The organism is Aliivibrio kagoshimensis, from assembly GCF_050337105.1.
GTDB lineage: Bacteria > Pseudomonadota > Gammaproteobacteria > Enterobacterales > Vibrionaceae > Aliivibrio_A > Aliivibrio_A kagoshimensis.
Genome location: NZ_JAKJSQ010000034.1, coordinates 14,216 through 34,880 on the forward strand (window position 1 = coordinate 14,216; position 20,665 = coordinate 34,880).

General features: G+C 44.2%; 18 protein-coding genes. 3 read left to right on the forward strand and 15 right to left on the reverse strand.

Annotated features, from left to right (window positions below):
- Positions 1–50 precede the first annotated feature (50 nt).
- Positions 51–995: a LysR substrate-binding domain-containing protein gene (locus tag L4C32_RS12200; RefSeq protein WP_428197156.1), complete on the forward strand. Its 945-nt coding sequence runs from the start codon at positions 51–53 to the stop codon at positions 993–995.
- Between the two features lie 5 nt (positions 996–1,000).
- On the opposite strand, the gene L4C32_RS12205 is transcribed toward L4C32_RS12200, so the two are convergent.
- The 3 genes from L4C32_RS12205 to radA form a co-directional block, all read right to left on the reverse strand.
- Positions 1,001–1,462: a methyltransferase family protein gene (locus L4C32_RS12205; protein ID WP_428197157.1), complete on the reverse strand. Its 462-nt coding sequence runs from the start codon at positions 1,460–1,462 to the stop codon at positions 1,001–1,003.
- 56 nt (positions 1,463–1,518) lie between these two features.
- Entirely contained in the window at positions 1,519–2,196 is a 678-nt protein-coding gene (locus L4C32_RS12210; RefSeq protein ID WP_428197178.1) for a phosphatase PAP2 family protein, read from the reverse strand.
- A 132-nt stretch (positions 2,197–2,328) separates the two neighbouring features.
- Positions 2,329–3,705, reverse strand: coding sequence for a DNA repair protein RadA (gene radA / locus L4C32_RS12215; RefSeq protein ID WP_428197158.1), 1,377 nt, complete (start codon positions 3,703–3,705; stop codon positions 2,329–2,331).
- A 194-nt stretch (positions 3,706–3,899) separates the two neighbouring features.
- Here radA and L4C32_RS12220 point away from each other — a divergent pair, with 194 nt between their 5' ends.
- Positions 3,900–6,257 carry a PilZ domain-containing protein gene (locus L4C32_RS12220; protein WP_428197159.1) on the forward strand — a complete coding sequence of 786 codons (2,358 nt, stop codon included), beginning with the start codon at positions 3,900–3,902 and terminating at the stop codon, positions 6,255–6,257.
- 21 nt (positions 6,258–6,278) lie between these two features.
- On the opposite strand, the gene serB is transcribed toward L4C32_RS12220, so the two are convergent.
- A complete protein-coding gene (gene serB, locus L4C32_RS12225; RefSeq protein WP_428197160.1) occupies positions 6,279–7,259 on the reverse strand; it encodes a phosphoserine phosphatase in 981 nt (326 codons plus the stop codon).
- 140 nt (positions 7,260–7,399) lie between these two features.
- Between serB and L4C32_RS12230 the strand changes: the two genes are divergently transcribed.
- Positions 7,400–7,996 carry a YtjB family periplasmic protein gene (locus L4C32_RS12230; protein ID WP_428197161.1) on the forward strand — a complete coding sequence of 199 codons (597 nt, stop codon included), beginning with the start codon at positions 7,400–7,402 and terminating at the stop codon, positions 7,994–7,996.
- A gap of 53 nt (positions 7,997–8,049) precedes the next feature.
- Here L4C32_RS12230 and deoD read toward each other — a convergent pair whose 3' ends face one another.
- From deoD to L4C32_RS12285, 11 genes are all read right to left on the reverse strand, one after another.
- Positions 8,050–8,769: a purine-nucleoside phosphorylase gene (deoD, locus tag L4C32_RS12235; RefSeq protein ID WP_428197162.1), complete on the reverse strand. Its 720-nt coding sequence runs from the start codon at positions 8,767–8,769 to the stop codon at positions 8,050–8,052.
- Positions 8,770–8,832: 63 nt separating this feature from the next.
- Positions 8,833–10,053 carry a phosphopentomutase gene (locus L4C32_RS12240; RefSeq protein WP_428197163.1) on the reverse strand — a complete coding sequence of 407 codons (1,221 nt, stop codon included), beginning with the start codon at positions 10,051–10,053 and terminating at the stop codon, positions 8,833–8,835.
- A 10-nt stretch (positions 10,054–10,063) separates the two neighbouring features.
- A complete protein-coding gene (gene deoA, locus L4C32_RS12245) occupies positions 10,064–11,395 on the reverse strand; it encodes a thymidine phosphorylase (RefSeq protein ID WP_428197164.1) in 1,332 nt (443 codons plus the stop codon).
- Positions 11,396–11,500: 105 nt separating this feature from the next.
- Positions 11,501–12,274, reverse strand: coding sequence for a deoxyribose-phosphate aldolase (gene deoC, locus L4C32_RS12250; RefSeq protein ID WP_428197165.1), 774 nt, complete (start codon positions 12,272–12,274; stop codon positions 11,501–11,503).
- 265 nt (positions 12,275–12,539) lie between these two features.
- Positions 12,540–12,710 (reverse strand): XapX domain-containing protein, encoded by a 171-nt coding sequence (locus tag L4C32_RS12255; protein ID WP_428197166.1) that lies wholly within the window; start codon positions 12,708–12,710, stop codon positions 12,540–12,542.
- Between the two features lie 189 nt (positions 12,711–12,899).
- The gene (locus L4C32_RS12260; protein WP_428197167.1) at positions 12,900–14,153 is read right to left on the reverse strand and encodes a NupC/NupG family nucleoside CNT transporter; all 1,254 of its coding nucleotides are present in this window, start codon (positions 14,151–14,153) and stop codon (positions 12,900–12,902) included.
- A 210-nt stretch (positions 14,154–14,363) separates the two neighbouring features.
- Positions 14,364–15,140 carry a TatD family hydrolase gene (locus tag L4C32_RS12265; protein WP_428197179.1) on the reverse strand — a complete coding sequence of 259 codons (777 nt, stop codon included), beginning with the start codon at positions 15,138–15,140 and terminating at the stop codon, positions 14,364–14,366.
- An 11-nt stretch (positions 15,141–15,151) separates the two neighbouring features.
- Positions 15,152–15,847 (reverse strand): phosphate signaling complex protein PhoU, encoded by a 696-nt coding sequence (phoU, locus tag L4C32_RS12270; RefSeq protein WP_428197168.1) that lies wholly within the window; start codon positions 15,845–15,847, stop codon positions 15,152–15,154.
- A 26-nt stretch (positions 15,848–15,873) separates the two neighbouring features.
- Positions 15,874–16,692 carry a phosphate ABC transporter ATP-binding protein PstB gene (gene pstB, locus L4C32_RS12275; RefSeq protein WP_428197169.1) on the reverse strand — a complete coding sequence of 273 codons (819 nt, stop codon included), beginning with the start codon at positions 16,690–16,692 and terminating at the stop codon, positions 15,874–15,876.
- Between the two features lie 23 nt (positions 16,693–16,715).
- A complete protein-coding gene (pstA, locus tag L4C32_RS12280) occupies positions 16,716–18,386 on the reverse strand; it encodes a phosphate ABC transporter permease PstA (RefSeq protein ID WP_428197170.1) in 1,671 nt (556 codons plus the stop codon).
- Positions 18,387–18,423: 37 nt separating this feature from the next.
- The gene (locus L4C32_RS12285; RefSeq protein WP_428197171.1) at positions 18,424–20,664 is read right to left on the reverse strand and encodes an ABC transporter permease subunit; all 2,241 of its coding nucleotides are present in this window, start codon (positions 20,662–20,664) and stop codon (positions 18,424–18,426) included.
- Between the last annotated feature and the right edge of the window lies 1 nt (position 20,665).

Sequence of the window (20,665 nt, forward strand, 5' to 3'; positions counted from 1 at the left end):
TGCTATTGTGACAAACGATATAAACAGACATTGAGTTAAGGAGAGCTTACGTGAAAGAGCGATTACCCCCACTACAAGGACTCTACTGCTTCTATAAAGCAGCCGATACGGGCAGTTTTAAAGATGCAGCCCATCAGCTATCTGTCTCTTCGGCTGCCGTCAGTCAGCAAATAAGGCAACTGGAAGAGTGGCTCGGCGTGCAACTTTTTGAAAGACAGCATAGAAAAGTAACGCTGACTCAACAGGGGCACACTCTATTTCGTCAAGCTGATATCGGTTTTGGCGCACTGCAAGATGGGGTGAGGCAGGTAAATCAAGACCAAAATCCAAACCGGCTTTCCATTTCGGTACTTCCCTCCCTTGCTCAGCACTGGCTAGTACCAAGAATTGGTGAGTTCAGCGCCGAACACCCCTCTTTATCTCTGTTTTTACAGCCCGATAATAAGTTGGTCGATTTTAAAAAAGAGAGTGTTGATATCTGTATTCGCTATGGCAAAGGCGAGTATCCCGATATCACCAGCCAATGGCTCATGGACGATCACCTCTACCCTGTCTGTCACCCTATTTATAAAGAGAGACACAACATCAATGACTTGCATGATTTGATTAGCGTAAATTTGATTGAGGACGCAAGGCCCGACATGAACTGGAAATATTGGCTCTCACTTACTGGGATAGAGCTCAAAGACTCCACATCATCATTGCAATATGAGGGCTCGCATTTTGTTTTAGACGGTGCGCTAGCGGTTCAGGGAGTGGCATTGATGCGCCACAGTTTAGCGTGGCGCTATATTGAGCAAGGGACCTTAGTCAAAATTGGTAACATCGCGGTTCAACCCACTTTCAGTTACTACCTTTGCGCACCAGATCCCTATTTCAAACGGGAGAAAAACCAAGCTTTTCAGAGGTGGATTAAACAGCAGATGTCTGACTTTTGGTCATCAAGCCAAACCCAAGCATCGCCTGATAACCGAGTGATCAAGGCGGAGAACTAATCGATTTATAGCCAACGTTTCACATTTTGAGTAAACGTCTCATAGTCGCTACCAAACAACGTTAACAGCGCTTTCTCTTCAACCGAAATTTGAAATCGATTCATGTAGAGCACAAAGAGTGGGGCAAAGCCGAGTGACAGCCAGTTGTTCAATACGATACCCCAGGCAAAAAGCAGAAAGAACAAACCAACATACATTGGATTTCGGCTCACTTTATAAACGCCAGTGGTGACGAGTGTAGATGCTTCACTTGGCGTCGTAGGATTCACTGTCGTTTTAGCACTGCGAAAGTCTTTAACGCCTAAAATAGCAAAAATCCCGCCAATTCCAGCAATAATGGTGGGGGTGAGCCAGGTAACTGTTCCTGCTAACGTTAATGCAGGGACAAGGTTAGCGCCGAGCCACATTGCGGCACCAAATAGGAGTACTAATAAGAGCGGGGGGATCTTTAATTCAAGGAATTTCATTACGTGGTCCATAATTGTCATTTATGGCTTTGAGTGTAATGCTTTTCTCTTGGGGATCAACAGTCTCTCTTGTTTCTAGACCAATTAGGTAGCATGCAATAGAGAAATCCCGCTGAAATCATTGAAACAACAAGATCCAGAGGCCAATGCATACCTATCCAGATTCGACTATAACCGACTCCTACACCCCATAGAATCAACAGCGAAGTACTCAGGTATCTTTTTCGACTAAAAAGAAAACCGCCCCAAAAAACAATACAAACCGCAACGAAAATGGTGTGTCCAGAAGGCATGGAGTAGTTAGTTTCATCTCTCCAGCTCATCAAACGCCACTCCGTGACACGACCTTCAGCACTGTCTACCGTCGACTGTTTACTGACATTATCGAGTTGATAAAAATCACTGACAGAATCAACCAACGCCAATTGATGTAGCTGACTCACATAAGGCCTCGGCACTTCAGTTACCTGTTTTAAGCCTGTTTTAATCGCAAAGCTTAACAGCAGTATCACTCCAAACTGCACCCACAACTGCAGCGCCTCTTTTCGACTGCACCTTAACCATAAGGGCAGTAAGCAGAGCAGAGCGACTGTCAATAGAAACAGTTGCTTACCCGCAGACTCTGATAACCAATGAAAACCAAAACCCACCCAACGGTTCACTGGACCAGTAAAAACAGCCATCGGAAATGAGAAGGTGACAATAAGAAGTAAGGTGCTAAATAGGGCGAGCACTTTCAAACCCGCCACCTTTTTTGTTAAAGAGAAATCAAGCATCATTAATACATCAACAGCCTAAACCGACTTATCATAAAGAGAAAGTTCGTGGCAATGTCAGAGTTCTGTTCTTTTTACTCAACAACGACTTTATAACTCATCAAACGCATCGATGGCTTCAGAGAGCTTCTTCACGCCATGAATTTGCATACCCGTAATGCCTCCTTTAGGCATATTGGCATGAGGAACAATCGCTTTTTTAAAACCATGCTTAAACGCTTCCATCAATCGCTCTTGCCCATTCGGTACCGGTCTGATCTCTCCAGCTAATCCAACCTCTCCAAACACCACTACATTTTGAGGAAGTGCTCGATCTTTAAAGCTAGACAGCAGTGCCATTAACAGGGCTAAATCAGCTCCGGTTTCTGCAACTTTAACCCCGCCGACCACGTTCACAAACACATCTTGATCGGCCATTTGCAACCCACCGTGTTTGTGCAGAACCGCCAGTAGCATAGAGAGGCGATTTTGATCCAAACCTACAGATACCCGGCGTGGATTAGAGAGCTGCGAGTAGTCCACCAGCGCTTGAATCTCTACTAATAGAGGGCGTGTGCCTTCCCATACCACCATCACTGAGCTGCCAGAAGTCTCCTCTTCACCGCGAGATAAGAAGATAGCAGATGGGTTACTCACCTCTTTTAACCCTTGGCCAGTCATCGCAAACACCCCAAGCTCATTCACCGCTCCAAAACGGTTTTTATGGCTACGAAGTGTCCGGAATCGACTGTCGTTACTGCCATCTAACATCACTGAGCAATCGATGCAATGCTCTAACACCTTAGGTCCTGCCAAGCTGCCATCTTTGGTTACATGGCCAACCATGAAGATCGCAACATTGTTTTGCTTGGCATATCGCGTAAGGGCTGACGCCGACTCTCTCACTTGAGCAACACTACCCGGAGCAGACTGAACATCTTCAACGTGCATCACCTGAATCGAGTCAATAACAATAATTTTTGGTTGTTGTTTCGCGGCAATTTGGCAGATCTTTTCAACATTAGTTTCAGAGAGCATCTGCAATTTATCTTTCGGCAATCCCAGACGCTCAGCACGCATAGCAACCTGTTGTAGTGACTCTTCACCGGTAATATAAAGCGTAGACATACTTTTCGCTAACCAGCACATCGATTGCAGCAGCAGTGTACTTTTACCTGCACCTGGGCTACCGCCGATTAATATCGAAGCGCCAGGCACTACACCACCCCCCAGAACTCTATCTAATTCTTTGAACCCACTACTAAACCTAGGGACGGCCTCAAGGTCAATGCTCGATAGGCTTTGTACTTGTGACTCCGCCGTGCCGGCATACCCTGAGAAACGCTCATTTCTTGCGACCTGAGGCGAGGCGGCTAGCCGAACTTCTGTAATGGTATTCCAAGCGGTGCAAGCGCTACATTGCCCTTGCCAGCGAGGAAAATCTGCCCCACAATCGTTACATACATACGCACGTTTAACCTTAGCCATTACACACCATTTCCATCCACAATTATCATGAGATATTCTATAAATCATGATTTTTAAAATATCGATCACAGCATCAAATGTTAAATTATTATAACGTAATTAACACCGTTCAAAACCAACATGAATTATTACTCAATATTTTATCGGTGCTGTCGATACTATTCTTAATCACTTAATCAGAACTAGAAATTCTAATGTTATCAGAAAAAATGCCACAAGAAGATTACCAATTCATCATTGAACAGCTGATCCCAGCTTTCGGTTCTGATGATTTTGAACTTACCCTGTCCCACATGACTGATGGTGAACACCCTTCTGTGCGCCTACTGGTAAAAATGGAATTAAAACGACTCATGGCACCTTGCAAACGACGAATCGATCTTCGTGGGCGAGTACAAGGTGACTGCCGTGAGTATGTTATGGATGGTTTCTCTCACTGGCTAGACGATGTGGCGTTTAATACTTACCATAAAAGCATCAACAAATATGGCAGCTACACCGTTGGCGTTTGGGAAGACTTAGTCAATACCCGCAACAACTTTAGAGTGATGCATGCTCAGAATAAATTTGCCCCAACGAAAGCACCAAAAGAGGACAAATCTTTTGACGTGAATTTCATTCGCTTTGGTCACTACCTCACACGCAAAGAGAATCGATTACAAATCTCAACCCAAGTTGAGATCACCTTACCGAAAAAGCAAGAAATTCATGGTATAAGCAGTGATTTATCGCCATCAGGTGCCAAAATAAAAGTGCCTACTGCATTTGATTATGGGTTGGGTCAAATTGTAGAGATTAGCTTCCCAGCGCTCTCTAAAGAGACAGGACTGGCGGCGCTTAACCACAAACTTGAGTACCGCATCATAGGCATTGATGACTGCAATCAAAGTGACAGTTTTAAATGGTTAAGAATCAAACTTGAATCGGATCCTGAGATTATTCATCAAGCGATTGATATCAAGCTGAAGGGAACTCGTCGAAAAGCGCGCCACGACAACCAAGACAAAATTTTAGCCACCCGCACCAAAGCGTATGAATATAGTTATTTAAAGAACAGCACCCACCTCCCGCTGTTCTTTGCTGGCAACGAAATGAAATACGCCATGCTTTCTGATAATAATCAGGAGCTCTGGCACTATTGGCACGATGAGAAAAATCAACCTGTTCTCAAGCAACTGCTTAATGAAGAACGAATGTCTAACCTGACCAAGCCTGGGTTACAATTTAGTCGTACTTTTATCTACTGTTTTTATCATGAGTTTAAAAAACGCAAGTTGTTCTACTCAATGGCGACCCCTGAGGCCAGTTATGAAGAGCGACAACTCTTCTGGCATTTCGGTGCAAAAAGAGACAATTGGAAAGTATTAAAGCTCTCTGTTTATGAGTTAAACAGCTCTGATATAGAGCATTTACAGTCCGTCGCACCAGAGATGGACGACGACGAAAAACATCTAACCCATATGGGGATCATTCAAGAGATAAGCCTTCCTGAAACTCAAGAAGATTTTCTGGCAGGAACCAGTTTTGGCAGTGCCACCAAAGAGCTTGAGAAGTATCGCCACCCATTCTCTGACAAGTGCAAAGCAAAAGCGTTAATCTTGAACCTTAAGAGTCACCGTTGTGAACCGCGCTTTTTTTATGATACGCCGATCATGATCTCGCATCCTGACTTTGGCACTATTGAAGCGAACAGCATCGACTTTTCAGCCCGAGGGTTGAATATCCAGACTCAAAAGCCGGTTCCACTGCACTACAATCAAGAAGTGAAGATCAGTTTTCCACAGTTTCAAAAACAACATAAGAGTGTGGCATTAACAAGCATCCCTTATACGATTAAGCGCTTGTCTCCAGACTCAATGAACGTACAGTTGATTAACTCCATTTCTGATCGCGAATCAAAAACAGAGGCTTTCTTACAACGCCTTATTAAACATAACCTTAACAAGCTCACTCATGATTATGAGAACTACCCGTCGGTTGAGTTTGTTGAGTCGTTGAATAAAATGATCTTATCGAAACTCGATAGTGTGCCCTTCTTTATTGAAAAGAATGGATACCGTATATTGCCTAGAGCGATTGCAGGTAACTTTCCGCTTATGCCAATCTATAAGCTGTTTAAAAAGCGTTGTAGCGACAATATCTTCACCGCTGAACATATCTTCAACTCCAAAAATAAGCATTTGATCTCAGACTCTCTAAAAAAGTGTGCTCCATCAAAACCTTGCTTAACTGAGATGTATGTTGCTGTCTCAATCATGGATGATCAAGTCACCGCGATAAAAGCAAAACTGCTCAGTGACTTTGACTCCATTGAAGAGCGTGTTCAGTTTATCCAGATCGCCAAAGATGTTGGGGAGTTCTTTGCACTGCGCATTTCAATCAGTACCATTCAATCTGCAGCCACGGCATTGATTGAAAAGGAGATCAACGAGCTGGCTCAAGGTTCCATGCACCACGCGGTGTCGGTTGAGAATGAATTTACCTCGTTAGTTGGCAGCGGGGAGATTTACGATATTACTGATGAGGTATTGATTCGATTGGAGCAGAGTTAACCTCTGCCCTCTTTTACTCTGCTAGGCTCTTTTTTGCCAACTCAGTTTTCCAGACAATAGCAGTGACGCCGATAAGATACACAGCACACCACCAAGGCCTGCCACTCGTATGGCTGCTTGCGCCTGCTGTTCGACTTTAGGTTTGGCATGATAGGCGATACCAAGGCCTGCGGCGTTCATCATGATGAGATCGTTTGCACCATCTCCCACGGCCACCGTATTCTCGGTTTCAATATCATACTGCTCCGCTAGCTCAATTAAGATCTCCGCTTTGGTTTGCGCGCAGACAACCTCTCCTAACACTTTACCAGTCAACTTCCCATCCACAATTTCTAGCGTGTTCGATTGAGCAAAATCGAGTTCAAGCATCTGTTTAAGATGATCAGAGAAATAGGTAAAGCCCCCTGAGGCGATAGCCGTTTTCCAACCTAGGGCTTTCATGGTTTTCACCAACTCTCTTAGTTCCGGCATTAATGGGATGTTATCTCTAACTTGCTCTAAAATGGCTTCATCAGCGCCAGCCAATGCACCAACGCGTTGATGTAGGCTCTGTGCAAAGTCTAACTCTCCCTGCATAGCACGCTCGGTAACTTCAGCGACTTGCTCTCCAACACCCGCTAATGTGGCAATTTCATCAATACATTCGATTTGAATGGCGGTAGAGTCCATATCCATTAACAACAACCCGGGTTGCGACAGGTCAGGAAAGGCATGGATTTCAGCAAAATCTATCCCTAGTCGTATCAGAATATGACGGTGGGCCTCGGTTAAGGTCCCTGCCATAGCAGCTACATCATAATGGCCTACTTTCCAGCAATCCATAATCGGAGTCGATTCACCAACATAGTTATCAATGGTATTAAAATTTTCGACCGTTAGCTGCGTGGCAAAAACTATCCAGCCTGCGGCTCTTTTCTCTTGAATGGCGTAGGAGAGTATTTCTGGGAAATGCGTTAAAAGAGTGGTGTGTCGTCTTATTGAAAGAGACGGAATACTGTCCATATACTAAAATCCATATCAGTGTGCTAAACGCTGCCCTATTGCATTTTGGGCGAGCAAGTCTCACTATACTAGCAAATTATAAATTAGTAGTGGCCCTTTTTTACTCTCGACTCTGCCCACAACAATAAGTGAATCCGACTATGTTTTCTTGGCGAAACCTAATTAAAGCTCTGCTAGTTACTGCTATTTTAGCAGTATTTGTTACAGTTTTAAGTAACAGCTCGCTGATAAGCCAGAGTAATGAAAAAATTCAAAACAAACAAATTCAGTCACTTTCTCGGATTTTAATCAAACAAGCGGCGTTGAGCTCTAGTGATTACGTGGTCAACGAAGAGCAAGATAAGCTTCTTAAATTGGCACAACAGTTAACTAAAGATAACTTAATCTTTGATGTGACCGTATATAACGCAGAAGGCATTAAGTTAGCAGCCAGTAATAATGCTCTGACTATCAGTCAAATATTGGGCCTTCATACTCCCCTTTCTGTGGCTAACATAGGTCGAGAGCAACTTATAGAACCTATCCTGCATGAGAATAACCTGGTGGGATTTGTACGAGTTACTTTTGAGAAGAGTAAACTGACCGCCTTTGCAAATCATCACTATCGTAAAAGTGATCGTTTGATGTACAGCATGCTAATTATGAGCCTACTCTGTGGTATGGCGATTGTGTTTCTATTTAGACGTCGTGCCAGTACTCCACCACTCTCCAGCTTTTTCCTTACCCTGAAGAAATAAAAAAAGGAGATGAATCATCATCTCCTTTTCGTTTCACTTTTTAAGCAGTGAACTTATTCAGCGTCGCCTAGCAATACTGAATCTAGTGCAATTTCCATCATGTCGTTGAACGTAGTTTGACGCTCATCAGCGGTCGTTTGCTCACCGGTTTTAATGTGATCAGAAACAGTACAGATAGTCAGTGCTTTTGCGCCGTATTCAGCAGCAACACCGTAGATACCAGCCGCTTCCATTTCAACACCAACAATGCCGTATTTTTCCATCACTTTAAACATATCAGGATCAGGTGTGTAGAACAGTTCAGCAGAGAAGATGTTACCAATAACCACTGGAATACCTTTAGCTTTTGCTGCTTCTTGTGCGTTACGCACCATGTCAAAATCAGCAATCGCTGCAAAGTCATGATCTTTAAAACGCATACGGTTTACTTTAGAGTCAGTACTTGCTCCCATACCGATAACGACATCACGCAATTTAATATCATCACGTACTGCGCCACAGCTGCCTACACGAATCAGTTTTTTCACACCAAAGTCTTTGATAAGCTCTGTTGCGTAAATTGAGCAAGATGGGATACCCATTCCGTGGCCCATTACTGAGATTTTACGACCTTTGTAAGTACCAGTAAAACCAAGCATGCTACGAACGTTACACACCTCTTTCACGTCTTGTAAAAAAGTTTCTGCAATATATTTAGCACGCAGTGGATCACCAGGCATCAGTACTACGTCAGCAAAATCGCCCATTTCAGCATTAATATGTGGAGTTCCCATTTTTTATTCCTTATTAAATTCAGTATTAAACGTTCTAATAAACAGTTCTATTGTCTGGTGTTACTATAAGAATGAGCGACCGTAGTCCATCTTAGAGGTACCAAAATATTCAGCTAAGCTTTGTCCGATATCCGCAAAAGATTCTCTGCGACCTAACGAGCCAGCTTTGATTTTTTCACCGTAAACCATCACAGGGATGTGTTCACGAGTATGGTCGCTACCAGGCCACGTTGGATCACAGCCATGGTCAGCGGTTAAAATCAACACATCATCCTCTTTTAGCATTGCGAGGATTTCAGGCAGACGACCATCAAAATACTCTAATGCTGCCGCATAGCCCGCCACATTACGACGGTGCCCATAGGCAGAATCGAAATCAACAAAGTTAGTAAAGACCAGTGAGTTATCACCTGCTTGTGTGATCTCTTCTTTAGTGGCATCGAACAGTGCTTCAATGCCAGTTGCTTTTATCTTTTTAGTAATACCGCAACCTGCGTAGATATCAGAGATCTTACCGACAGAGATAACCTCTCCGTTTTTCTCTTCTACCAGCTTCTGTAATACGGTAATTGACGGTGGCTCAACAGAGAGATCACGGCGGTTACCGGTACGCTCAAATTCACCCACTTTGTTACCAATAAATGGGCGGGCAATCACTCGACCAATATTGTAGTCTTCAAGCTCTTCACGCACGATCTGACACAGCTCTAATAGGTTATCTAGGCCGTAAGTCTCTTCATGACAAGCGATTTGGAACACCGAATCTCCAGAGGTATAGAAGATAGGTTTCCCTGTTGCCATGTGCTCTTCAGCTAAATCATCAAGCACTTGTGTACCTGAAGCGTGACAGTTTCCTAAGAAACCCGGAAGGTTTGCACGTTTAACAATCCTCTCAAGTAGCTCAGGTGGGAAGCTGTTGGTTAGGTCAGTAAAGTACCCCCAATCAAACAGTACGGGTACACCGGCGATTTCCCAGTGTCCAGATGGCGTATCTTTGCCCGAAGAGAGCTCAGCCGCATGCCCGTAAGCACCGATGATCTCAGCATCAGCGTCTAAGCCAATAGGGAAGTTGCCTGTCGACTCTTGCCCTAACTTACCTAAACCAAGACGTGAAAGGTTAGGTAGGGTCAGTGGTCCGCTTCGGTCTGCGTTGTCAGCTTTGCCTTCAGCACAGTGTTGAGCAATATGACCTAGGGTATCAGAGCCAACATCACCAAACTTATCCGCGTCGGCGGTAGCGCCAACACCAAATGAATCTAAAACTAAAATAATTGCGCGTTTCATACCTTTCTCCCTAGATATCTTCTAAACGAACCTGACGATAAACCTCAGGTGTTGAAGTAGGTTGTTGTTCGCCAATAACAACGGCTGCTTTCAATTCATCAGCGGCTTGTTGCCATTGCGCTTCGTCACGGGCATGAATCACCGCAATCGGTCTGCTGCTATCAGATGTTTCGCCTAAACGAATCACATCAGAAAAGCCGACTGCATAATCAATGCTGTCGCTGGCTACTCGGCGTCCGCCGCCCATACCAACCACAGCCATACCAATTTTACGCGTGTCCATTGCTGAAACAAAACCACTACCATCAGCATAGACAGGTTTAATAATTTGTGCCGTCTCTAAATGGGTATCATACTGCTCAATGATGTCGTTAGGGCCACCTAAACCAGCAACCATTTTTCCGAAACATTCCGCAGCACGTCCATTATCTAAAACCGCTTGTAGTTTTTCTCTTGCCACTACGGTATCGCTGGCAAGGTTGCTGATCACTAACATCTCAGCACACAAAGACATGGTTACTTCATACAATCTTGGATTACGGTATTCACCCGTTAGGAATCGTATCGCTTCACGAACTTCGAGAGCATTACCTGCCGTTGATGCAAGCACTTGGTTCATGTCCGTTAACATCGCTGTGGTTTTGGTTCCTGCTGCATTAGCAACGGCAACAATTGACTCAGCCAACTCTTCAGATTTCTCATAGGTTGGCATAAATGCCCCAGACCCTACTTTGACATCCATCACTAGAGAGTCTAAACCTGCAGCGAGTTTTTTCGATAGAATAGAAGCGGTGATCAGTGAAATATCATCCACAGTAGCGGTAACGTCACGTGTCGCATAAACACGCTTGTCCGCTGGCGCTAAGTTACCAGTCTGGCCAATGATCGCCACACCCGCTTCTTTGGTCACTTTTCCGAATAGCTCATTGCTTGGCATAATGTTATAACCCGCAATGGACTCTAACTTATCCAGTGTTCCGCCTGTATGTCCTAAACCTCGACCTGAGATCATTGGTACATATCCGCCACAAGCGGCAACCATAGGTCCAAGCATTAATGAAGTGACATCGCCCACCCCACCGGTTGAGTGTTTGTCAACAATAGGGCCATCAAAGTTCATGTGCGACCAATCTAAAACCATGCCAGAATCGCGCATTGCACAGGTAAGTGCAGTACGTTCAGTCATGTTCATATCATTAAAGTAGGTCGCCATAGCAAACGCGGCAATTTGACCTTCAGAAACGGTCTCTTTCGCTACGCCTTGAATAAAAAAGTTAATCTCTTCGGCACTGAGTACTTCGCCATCACGTTTTTTTCGAATAATTTCTTGTGGTAAAAACATAGGGTACTTCTCCACATTGGAAGATAACGTTACGTTATCAAATCAGCATAGGTGGCCTAAAAGACCACCCTATTATGTTCAGTTACTGCTCAACCGGTTCGGTGATTAGTAGCCGCCCTCTGCTGCTTTTTCGCCTTCACCCAATGTGTTTAGAAGATTGGCAAGTAAGCTTGATGCACCAAAACGGTAGTGCATGTTATCTGCCCAATCAGCACCTAGAATACGATCAGCCATAGCAAGGTACGCTTGTGCGTCTTCCGCAGTACGTACGCCACCCGCTGGTTTAAAGCCAACGGTTTTTGCTACACCCATGTCTTTAATCACGTTTAGCATGATTTCAGCATACTCTGGTGTTGCATTAACAGGCACTTTACCTGTTGAGGTTTTAATGAAATCAGCGCCCGCTTCAATTGATAGCTCAGAAGCACGTTTAATTAACGCCTCTTCTTTTAGCTCGCCGGTTTCAATGATCACTTTAAGAAGCGTGTCACCACACGCTTGTTTACACTGCTTAACCAGTTCAAAACCTACTGTTTCATTGCCAGCAATCAAAGCACGGTATGGGAAAACCACATCCACTTCATCAGCACCGTAAGCAATCGCCGCTTTTGTTTCTGCAACGGCGATATCAATGTCATCGTTACCGTGTGGGAAGTTAGTAACTGTTGCGATGCGCACATCTGGCGTGCCTTGTTCGCGAAGCGTTTTTTTAGCAATCGGAATAAAACGTGGGTAAATACAGATTGCCGCAGTATTACCTACCGCTGATTTTGCGTTATGACAAAGATCGATCACTTTTTGATCGGTATCGTCATCATTAAGAGTAGTTAAATCCATTAACTTAAGTGCACGTAGTGCTGCTGCTTTTAAATCGCTCATTTATTTCTCCGTTTAATCTTATTCACTAAGATCTTTCAAATGTTTTCTAAGATGGAAACTCCAACTTAGCTAATTTAAATTACTGTTTTATACAGCAAACAGTGAGATGAGCGGACTTGGTTCCTTGAAGACTTGAACAAAAAGAAGATCCTGTTTGTCCAATCAAATTCCTTTTGACCGCCAGTATTAATCATTAATACTGTTTGACACTCTCGGCATCATTGTTTTTCATTTTTTGCTTTTTAAACTAATCCCGTTTAAATCCTTAAGCAAAAAGGCGTTCTGCAATCCAGTGGTAACCCACACTACCTAAATAAACCCCAACAATCCCCATAATTCCAGATAATACTGGTGGCGCTGGGATTGGCAGTTTAATGGCAGAGAACAGGACTCCAACAAATAGGCCTGCTGCTAAAGATAAAAGAACTTCGTTCATTGGTAACTCTCTATGTGTATTGCTAGTCAAGAAACAGCTCTATGACTTTTGAATTCATTATAATATGTGTGAATTATATCCACAAACTGTAACTTTTTGTGGCAATAAGTGTGACGCAAACGGTTTGCATCTCAAAAAAAAACGCCTTAGCAACCGCTAAGGCGTCGATATCATTTTCTCAGAGAGAACTTACATAGCACCTAGTGAGAAGAACAGACCAGCGATGGTTGCACTCATTAGGTTAGATAATGTACCTGCAGCAACAGCTTTCATACCGAAACGAGCGATATCGTGACGACGTGTAGGAGCCATTGAACCAATACCACCCAGTAGGATTGCTACTGAAGATAGGTTTGCAAACCCACATAAAGCAAACGAGATAATTACTTTCGTTTTCTCAGCAAGAACAACAGGAGCTGCATCGCCAAGGTAAGGAACGTAGTTCAAGTAAGCAACAAATTCATTAACAATCAGTTTCTGACCGATGAAAGAACCTGCAATGTTTGCGTCAGCCCAAGGAACACCGATTAGGAATGCAAGAGGTTGGAATAGGTAACCTAGAATCAATTCTAGTGTTAGGTTTTCCATACCGAACCAGCCGCCGATACCACCAAGTAGACCGTTAGCTAAAGCAATCAAACCTACGAATGCAAGAAGCATTGCGCCAATATTTAGAGCAAGTTGCAGACCAGAAGCCGCGCCGCCAGCTGCTGCATCAATGACGTTTGCAGGTTTGTCGTCTTCAGCTTCATCAGATGCGTTCATTTGGTTAATTGGCTCTTCCGTTTCTGGCTTGATGATCTTAGCGAACAGAAGTCCACCAGGAGCTGCCATGAAAGATGCCGCGATTAAGTACTCTAGTGGAACACCCATTGCTGCATAACCAGCAAGAACACCACCAGCAACAGAAGCAAGGCCACCACACATTACTGCAAACAGCTCAGACTGTGTCATTTTTGGTACAAACGGACGCACAACAAGCGGCGCTTCAGTTTGACCAACAAAAATATTAGCTGTAGCAGACATAGATTCTGCGTGAGAGGTACCCAGTACTTTTTGTAAACCACCACCAAGAACTTTGATAACAACTTGCATCACGCCTAAGTAGTAAAAAACACTAATTAGAGCAGAGAAGAAGATAACAGTAGGTAGTACTTTAAATGCGAAGATAAAACCAATACCTTCCACAGAGAAGTTCACTAAGCTACCGAATAAGAATCCGATACCTTGGTTACCATAATCGATGACATTTTGAACAGCGCTACTTGCACCACCTAAAATATCTTTGCCCCAAGGTACATATAGTACGAATGCACCTAGTAAAAATTGAATGGCAAATGCGCCACCGACAGTACGTAAATTTATTGCTTTGCGGTTATCAGATAGAAGAACTGCTAATCCAAGCAGAACAACCATCCCAACCAGACTCATAACCAGACTCATGGTATATGACTTCCCTATAGTTAATATTGGCGTGTAACAAAAATGTTTCTCAATTATCAGCGGCTATTATACTCATGCGGTCAATAAGAAAGTAATGGTCATAACCCACTTTTTCACTTTTATTGCAGTACATTTAACTCATAGTGTGAAGGTAATCACAAGTGAAGTGAGAGTGATTATTCTTTCACACTGAGGAAGGTTGCTAAGATCTCAAATTTTGAACAGAGAGTTGCTATTTTGAACGATTAGTGAGGCAATCGTTTGCGCATCTTCACTGCGAAGTAGACAGAGCTCATCAAATATTTCTCTTACATATTGAGGATGATTAGGGGCGCCTTGGCGTCCATAGGTAGGCATATCGGGCGAATCCGTTTCAAGTAGAAGTGCGCTAAGAGGTAACTTGCTGATTGTTTTACGAGTTTTATTTGCCCTTGGGTAAGTAATCGTTCCGCCAACCCCAATATAGAAACCCAGCTCGACATACTGCATCGCCTGTTGATAGCTGCCGGAAAAGCCATGAATCACCCCTTTAGCAGCCGGCTTCTTATGCTTGAGTATCTCTATGACCTCAGAGTGAGCATTCCTAGAGTGAATAATGAGGGGAAGATTATGCAATACGGCCAGCGAACAGTGCGCCTTAAAAAGGGTCCGTTGCTTTTCCCATTGCGCGGGGGTTTTTGCCGCCACCTTATCTAAACCACACTCGCCAATCGCAACACAGCGGAAGTGTCGGTGAGCTAGCTTATCACTCAATACACTCACAACATCGTCGCGGTGTTGATCCATAAAAAAGGGATGACAGCCTAAAGCGTAATATATTTCAGGGTATTGCTTCGCCAGCGCTTCAATCCGTAGCCAATTACTTTCACCCACTGCGGGTAAAATAATGGTATCGACTCCAGCCGCCTTGGCCACACTGAGTTGATGGCTAATATTGTCTTTAAAGACATCAAAATCAAGATGACAATGGGTATCAATAAAACGCAGAGAATTCGACATTAGATAAGATCATCAATATTCTGATCGCCGATATGTCGTACATCTTTTCCTTTTACAAAGTAGATGATGTATTCACAAATATTTTGGCAGCGATCACCAACCCGCTCGATGGCGCGCGCTGACCACATCACTTTTAACACATGGGGAATCGAATTAGGGTCCTCCATCATGTAGTTCATTAACTGACGGATCACTGCATCATACTCAGCGTCCAATTTATCATCGAGCTTATACGCGGTCGTCGCCGCGACAACATCCATTCGAGCATAAGCGTCTAAAACCTGGTGCAACATTCTGACCGATTGATGGCCTAATGCTTCTAGTGACAGGATCAAAGACTTGTGTTGCGCAGAGAACCCTTCTAAGGCAACTTTTGCTATCTGACATGCTACATCACCAATACGTTCTAGATCCGTGATGGTTTTGATGATGGCCATCACTAATCGAAGGTCACTGGCGGTAGGTTGACGCTTAGCAATGATTCGAGTGCAGGTTTCATCAATTGCCACTTCCATGCTGTTAACTTGGTGGTCTCCTTTTATCACTCGCTTAGCCAAGTCTACATCTTGATTATGAAGCGCTTCCAAAGAGTGGGTCAGCTGCTGTTCTACTAACCCTCCCATGGCTAACACATGAGATCGTATACTCTCGAGTTCAATATTAAACTGCCCAGAAATGTGTCGACCCAACTGCATACGTTCCTCTCTTCTACTTATTGAATCTAGCCATAACGGCCCGTTATGTAATCTTCTGTTTGTCGTTTTTCTGGTGCGGTAAAAATGGTATTGGTGTCACTGTATTCTACCAACTGTCCAAGGTTAATAAATGCCGTTTGATCACTGACCCTTGCCGCTTGTTGCATGTTATGCGTCACAATGACCACTGTGTATTTGGACTTAAGATCATAAATCAGCTCTTCAATGGTTAGGGTGGAGGTCGGATCCAGTGCTGATGTGGGTTCATCAAGCAGTAATATCTCTGGCTCAATCGCAATAGCACGGGCAATCACCAATCTCTGTTGTTGCCCTCCAGATAACCCAAAGGCATTATCATGTAGCCTATCTTTAACCTCATCCCACAGTGCCGCACTGCGCAACGCTTTTTCAACCGCTTCATCCAGCACTCTTGGCTCTTTTAGCCCTTGCAAACGTAAACCGTAGACAATATTTTCATAGATGGACTTTGGAAACGGATTTGGTCTTTGAAACACCATCCCCACTCGACGACGAAGTGCAGCAACATCTTCTCTCTCATTATAGATGTTGTTGCCATTAAGATAGATGGCTCCCGTGGTTTGGGTTCCATCCACTAACTCATTCATTCTATTAATACTGCGAAGTAACGTCGACTTCCCGCAACCGGATGGCCCGATAAATGCCGTTACTTGGTTTTTCGCAATGTCCATGCTGATTGAGTTCAACGCAGGGGTACCGTAGTAACTCAGACTTAAATCATCAATTTTAATCGCCGTCTGCCCATCCGTTAGATTTGAGACATCTAAGGCTGGCGCCGCGTCCAATTCAAGTGACATTGAATACATAACATCTCCACATCTGTCTTACTTTATTGCTCAAGTGACCGGTACTTTTCACGTAAGTAGTTACGAATACCAATTGCCGTTAAGTTTAAACCTATTATGACACTGACTAATAAAAATGAGGTGGCATAAACCAAAGGTCTTGCAGCTTCAATATTTGGGCTCTGAAAACCAACATCATATATATGAAACCCTAAATGCATGAACTTACGATCTAAGTGTACATAAGGGAAGTTACCATCAACAGGCAACGCGGGTGCCAATTTCACCACACCCACTAACATGAGAGGTGCAACTTCGCCAGCAGCTCTTGCTACCGCTAGGATTAAGCCGGTCATAATCGCAGGGCTGGCCATTGGTAATACGATTTTCATAATGGTTTCAGCTTGAGTCGCTCCCAGGGCCAGTGAGCCATGCCGGACTGAATTCGGAATCCGAGATAGCCCCTCTTCAGTAGAAACAATCACCACTGGCAGCGTCAAAATCGCCAACGTGATTGATGACCATAAAATGCCGGGAGTGCCAAACGTGGCTGAAGGTAGCGCCGATGAGAAGAGCAGTTCATCAACACTGCCACCCACCATATAAACAAAAAAGCCTAAACCAAAAACTCCATACACAATCGAAGGTACACCTGCTAAGTTGATAACCGCGATTCTTATCATACGAGTAAGTGCATTTTTCTTTGCGTACTCATGCAGATATATCGCAGCAATCACGCCTAACGGTGTCACAATAATCGACATTAACAGTACCATAAAAACAGTACCGAAGATGGCTGGAAATACTCCACCTTCTGAGTTAGCTTCTCTAGGGTTGTCGCTGACAAACTTCTTCACTTGTTTAAACCAGTGCTCAACCTTTTGCGTCCAGCTCATCTGGTTGGGTGCCCAGGCATCAATAATAGTCGCCACAGGAATGGTCACAATATCGCCCCCCATCTCTTTGACCTGAAGGCTCTGTAAGCTGTTTTGCTCTCGTAATACATGGAGACGCTGTTCTAAATGCTGATATTGGTTTTGCAGCTCTTCGGTGTTAAGTATCAAACGCGCTTCCACCGCTTCTGATAACTCGCCATTCATTGTCAGCTTTCGACGCTCTAATCGAAGTTGCTCCAGTTGCCAATTGATCGAGCTTATTTGATTGGACTGAATATCTTGCAACTCACTTCGGATCACATCCGCAGCAACCATTCCACTAGCAAGTTGAGTCGCTATCTTTTCAGGAGTGGTCGTTGTGCTCTCACCATTGTGGTAAGCGACTGGAACACCATAAAAGTTACCGTTTCTAGAGCGTTCAATAACCAATACGTCACTCGGTAGTTGAGTGGAAATAATGGACGACTCCAATAGATTAATGAAGTCCAGCCCCTCTCTTTCTCGGTTACCTACCTTAATGAGCAGTCTATCGATCGAATCAGAGCCGTCTTCGCCTTGAGCGGATTGTGGAAGCTCGACACCCGCCGCAAGCAGCTGTGAAATAGGAATGGCTTCACGATTATACACTTCGCCGATGATACGTTGCTCGCTATGAGAGGTTGTTGTCACTTGCCACTCATAAACTGGGGCTGGCCAAAAAAAGCTTAACCCTTTCCAGCCAATAAACAACAGTACCCCTAATACAGAAACCAAACTCACGCTCACCGCGCCTGCAGTTAACCAAATCCAAGGGGAGCCTGACTTATACCATTTAAACATACAGAGTGACGGTTCCTATTATCAACATCTCTTCACCTTATAATGAGCTGTATTTATCACGCAGCCTCTGCCTTATCAACTCAGCCATCGTATTAAAAATAAAGGTAATAACAAACAGAATAAATGCTGCCAAGAACAGCACTCGATAGTGCGAACTGCCCACTTCAGATTCTGGCATCTCAATCGCAATATTGGCCGATAACGTTCGTAGCCCTTCTAAGATATTCCAATCGAGAACTGGAGTATTCCCCGTTGCCATGAGCACGATCATTGTCTCGCCAACAGCACGACCTAATCCCATCATAATGGCAGAGAAGATACCCGGACTCGCGGTAAGTAACACAACTTTAGTCAAGGTTTGCCAAGCCGTCGCACCTAGAGCAAATGAACCATCAGAGAGATGTTTAGGCACTGAAAATATCGCATCTTCGGCAATAGAAAAAATAGTGGGTATCACCGCAAATCCCATGGCTAATCCAACTACTAAGGCATTTCGTTGATCAAACCCGATCCCGTGTTCTGCTAAGAACAGTCGTGCATTACCATTAAACAACCACAACTCAATATCATCGCTCAATAAAAATGAAAGATACCCGATCATAACCACAGCGGGGATCAGCAAAAGCGCATGCCAGCCACTAGGCACTCGATAGATCAATGCTTTAGGCAAACAGTGCCACGCAAATCCTAACGCAACCATAGCAAATGGCATTAACACTAATATAGAGAGCACTGCAGGCAAGTAGTTATCCACAATTGGAGCAAGCCACAACCCAGCTAAGAAACCCAAAATGACCGTCGGCAACGCCTCCATGATCTCAATACTCGGTTTGACGTATTTTCTCATCGGCGCTGACATAAAATACGCCGTGTATATCGCCGCAGCCACTGCAATGGGTACCGAGAAGATCATCGCATAAACCGCAGCTTTTAATGTGCCGAATGCGATCGGCATCAAGCTCAATTTAGGCTCAAAATCATCCGTAGCTGCCGTCGATTGCCACACATACTCAGCTTCAGGGTAACCTTCGTACCACACTTTTTTCCATAGCGAACTGATTGATATTTCTGGGTGCTGGTTATCGACATCAAAAATATGCCAGCTTGTCTCCGTCTCAACGATGAGTTTGTCCGCTCGAGGTGAGATGGCGATCATGTGCGGCGTTTTATCCACTAATTTTTCGCTAAACAGTCGACTTTCGCTGGTGGTGAAAAAAGCCTCGATGCCTCCTGTTTTATCATAGGTAAAAAAACCTTTACGATAATATTCAGGGACCACTGCTTGAACGTCATCACTGACAGTAATGGTACGAATTAATTTCAAGCGCCTTTCACCAGTGCTGATCACATCAAACCATTGTGAAATAGTATTATCTTGATGGGTGACCATCAGTGAGTTAGCACCTGCTAACAAGGTAAGCCTAGTGCCACAGCGCGCCTCTTTACCGTTACTCACATCCACAATTTCACGCACATGAAAACCGCGCTGACTGATCTCAATCACATAAAGTTCAGTGTCACTCAACAGGTAGGCAAAGCGACCATTGGGCGTCACTACGATATCCGTTACTTTACTTGGCGCTAATGGCAACGTCATGCTCTTGCGCTGCCAAGCCGTATTCGAGTCAGAACCACTTTTATTCAGCATTAATCCAACAACACGGCGATCGGCTGTTTGACCAACTATCACGGCTTGTTTCTCACTCACTGCTGCGCTTACCTTAATAATCGCACTGCCTTGTAGATCAAGTAGCTCAAGCTCTTGGGATACCCCTTTTTTAAGCTCAACTCGACTCTGTGCTCGCTGACGGTTTTCGCCACTGGAGATTGGACTAATAAACTTAGGTCTAAACAGAGCAACTTGCCCATCACTTAACCCATAGGCATACCAATTAGAACTTGGAACCGATTGACTAAAACTGGTTGCTTGATGCTTGCTGTCATCAATCAAACCGAGAGAGAGTAAAGTGGGTGGCTTATGCTCGGTTTGAGTAGAGTTACTTTCCGGAATCAGCGAAAGCGTTTTAAACCCACCCTGCGCATCAAATCGGTAACTCAGTTCACCATATTCATCCGTAGCAATGGCAACTGATGGCTCAGAAAACGAGATTGAGATTGTCTCATTTTTGCTCACTTTTGCCGATTCGAACAAGGGAGTAATGACATATAGAAGATAGAAAAATATCAGTAGCAACGCCAACAGCACAGTGACACCGCCAGCCGTTATCATATAGCGGGTCAGTGTGTCCTTTAGCTTTCTGACTGCATCTCTGTTCATC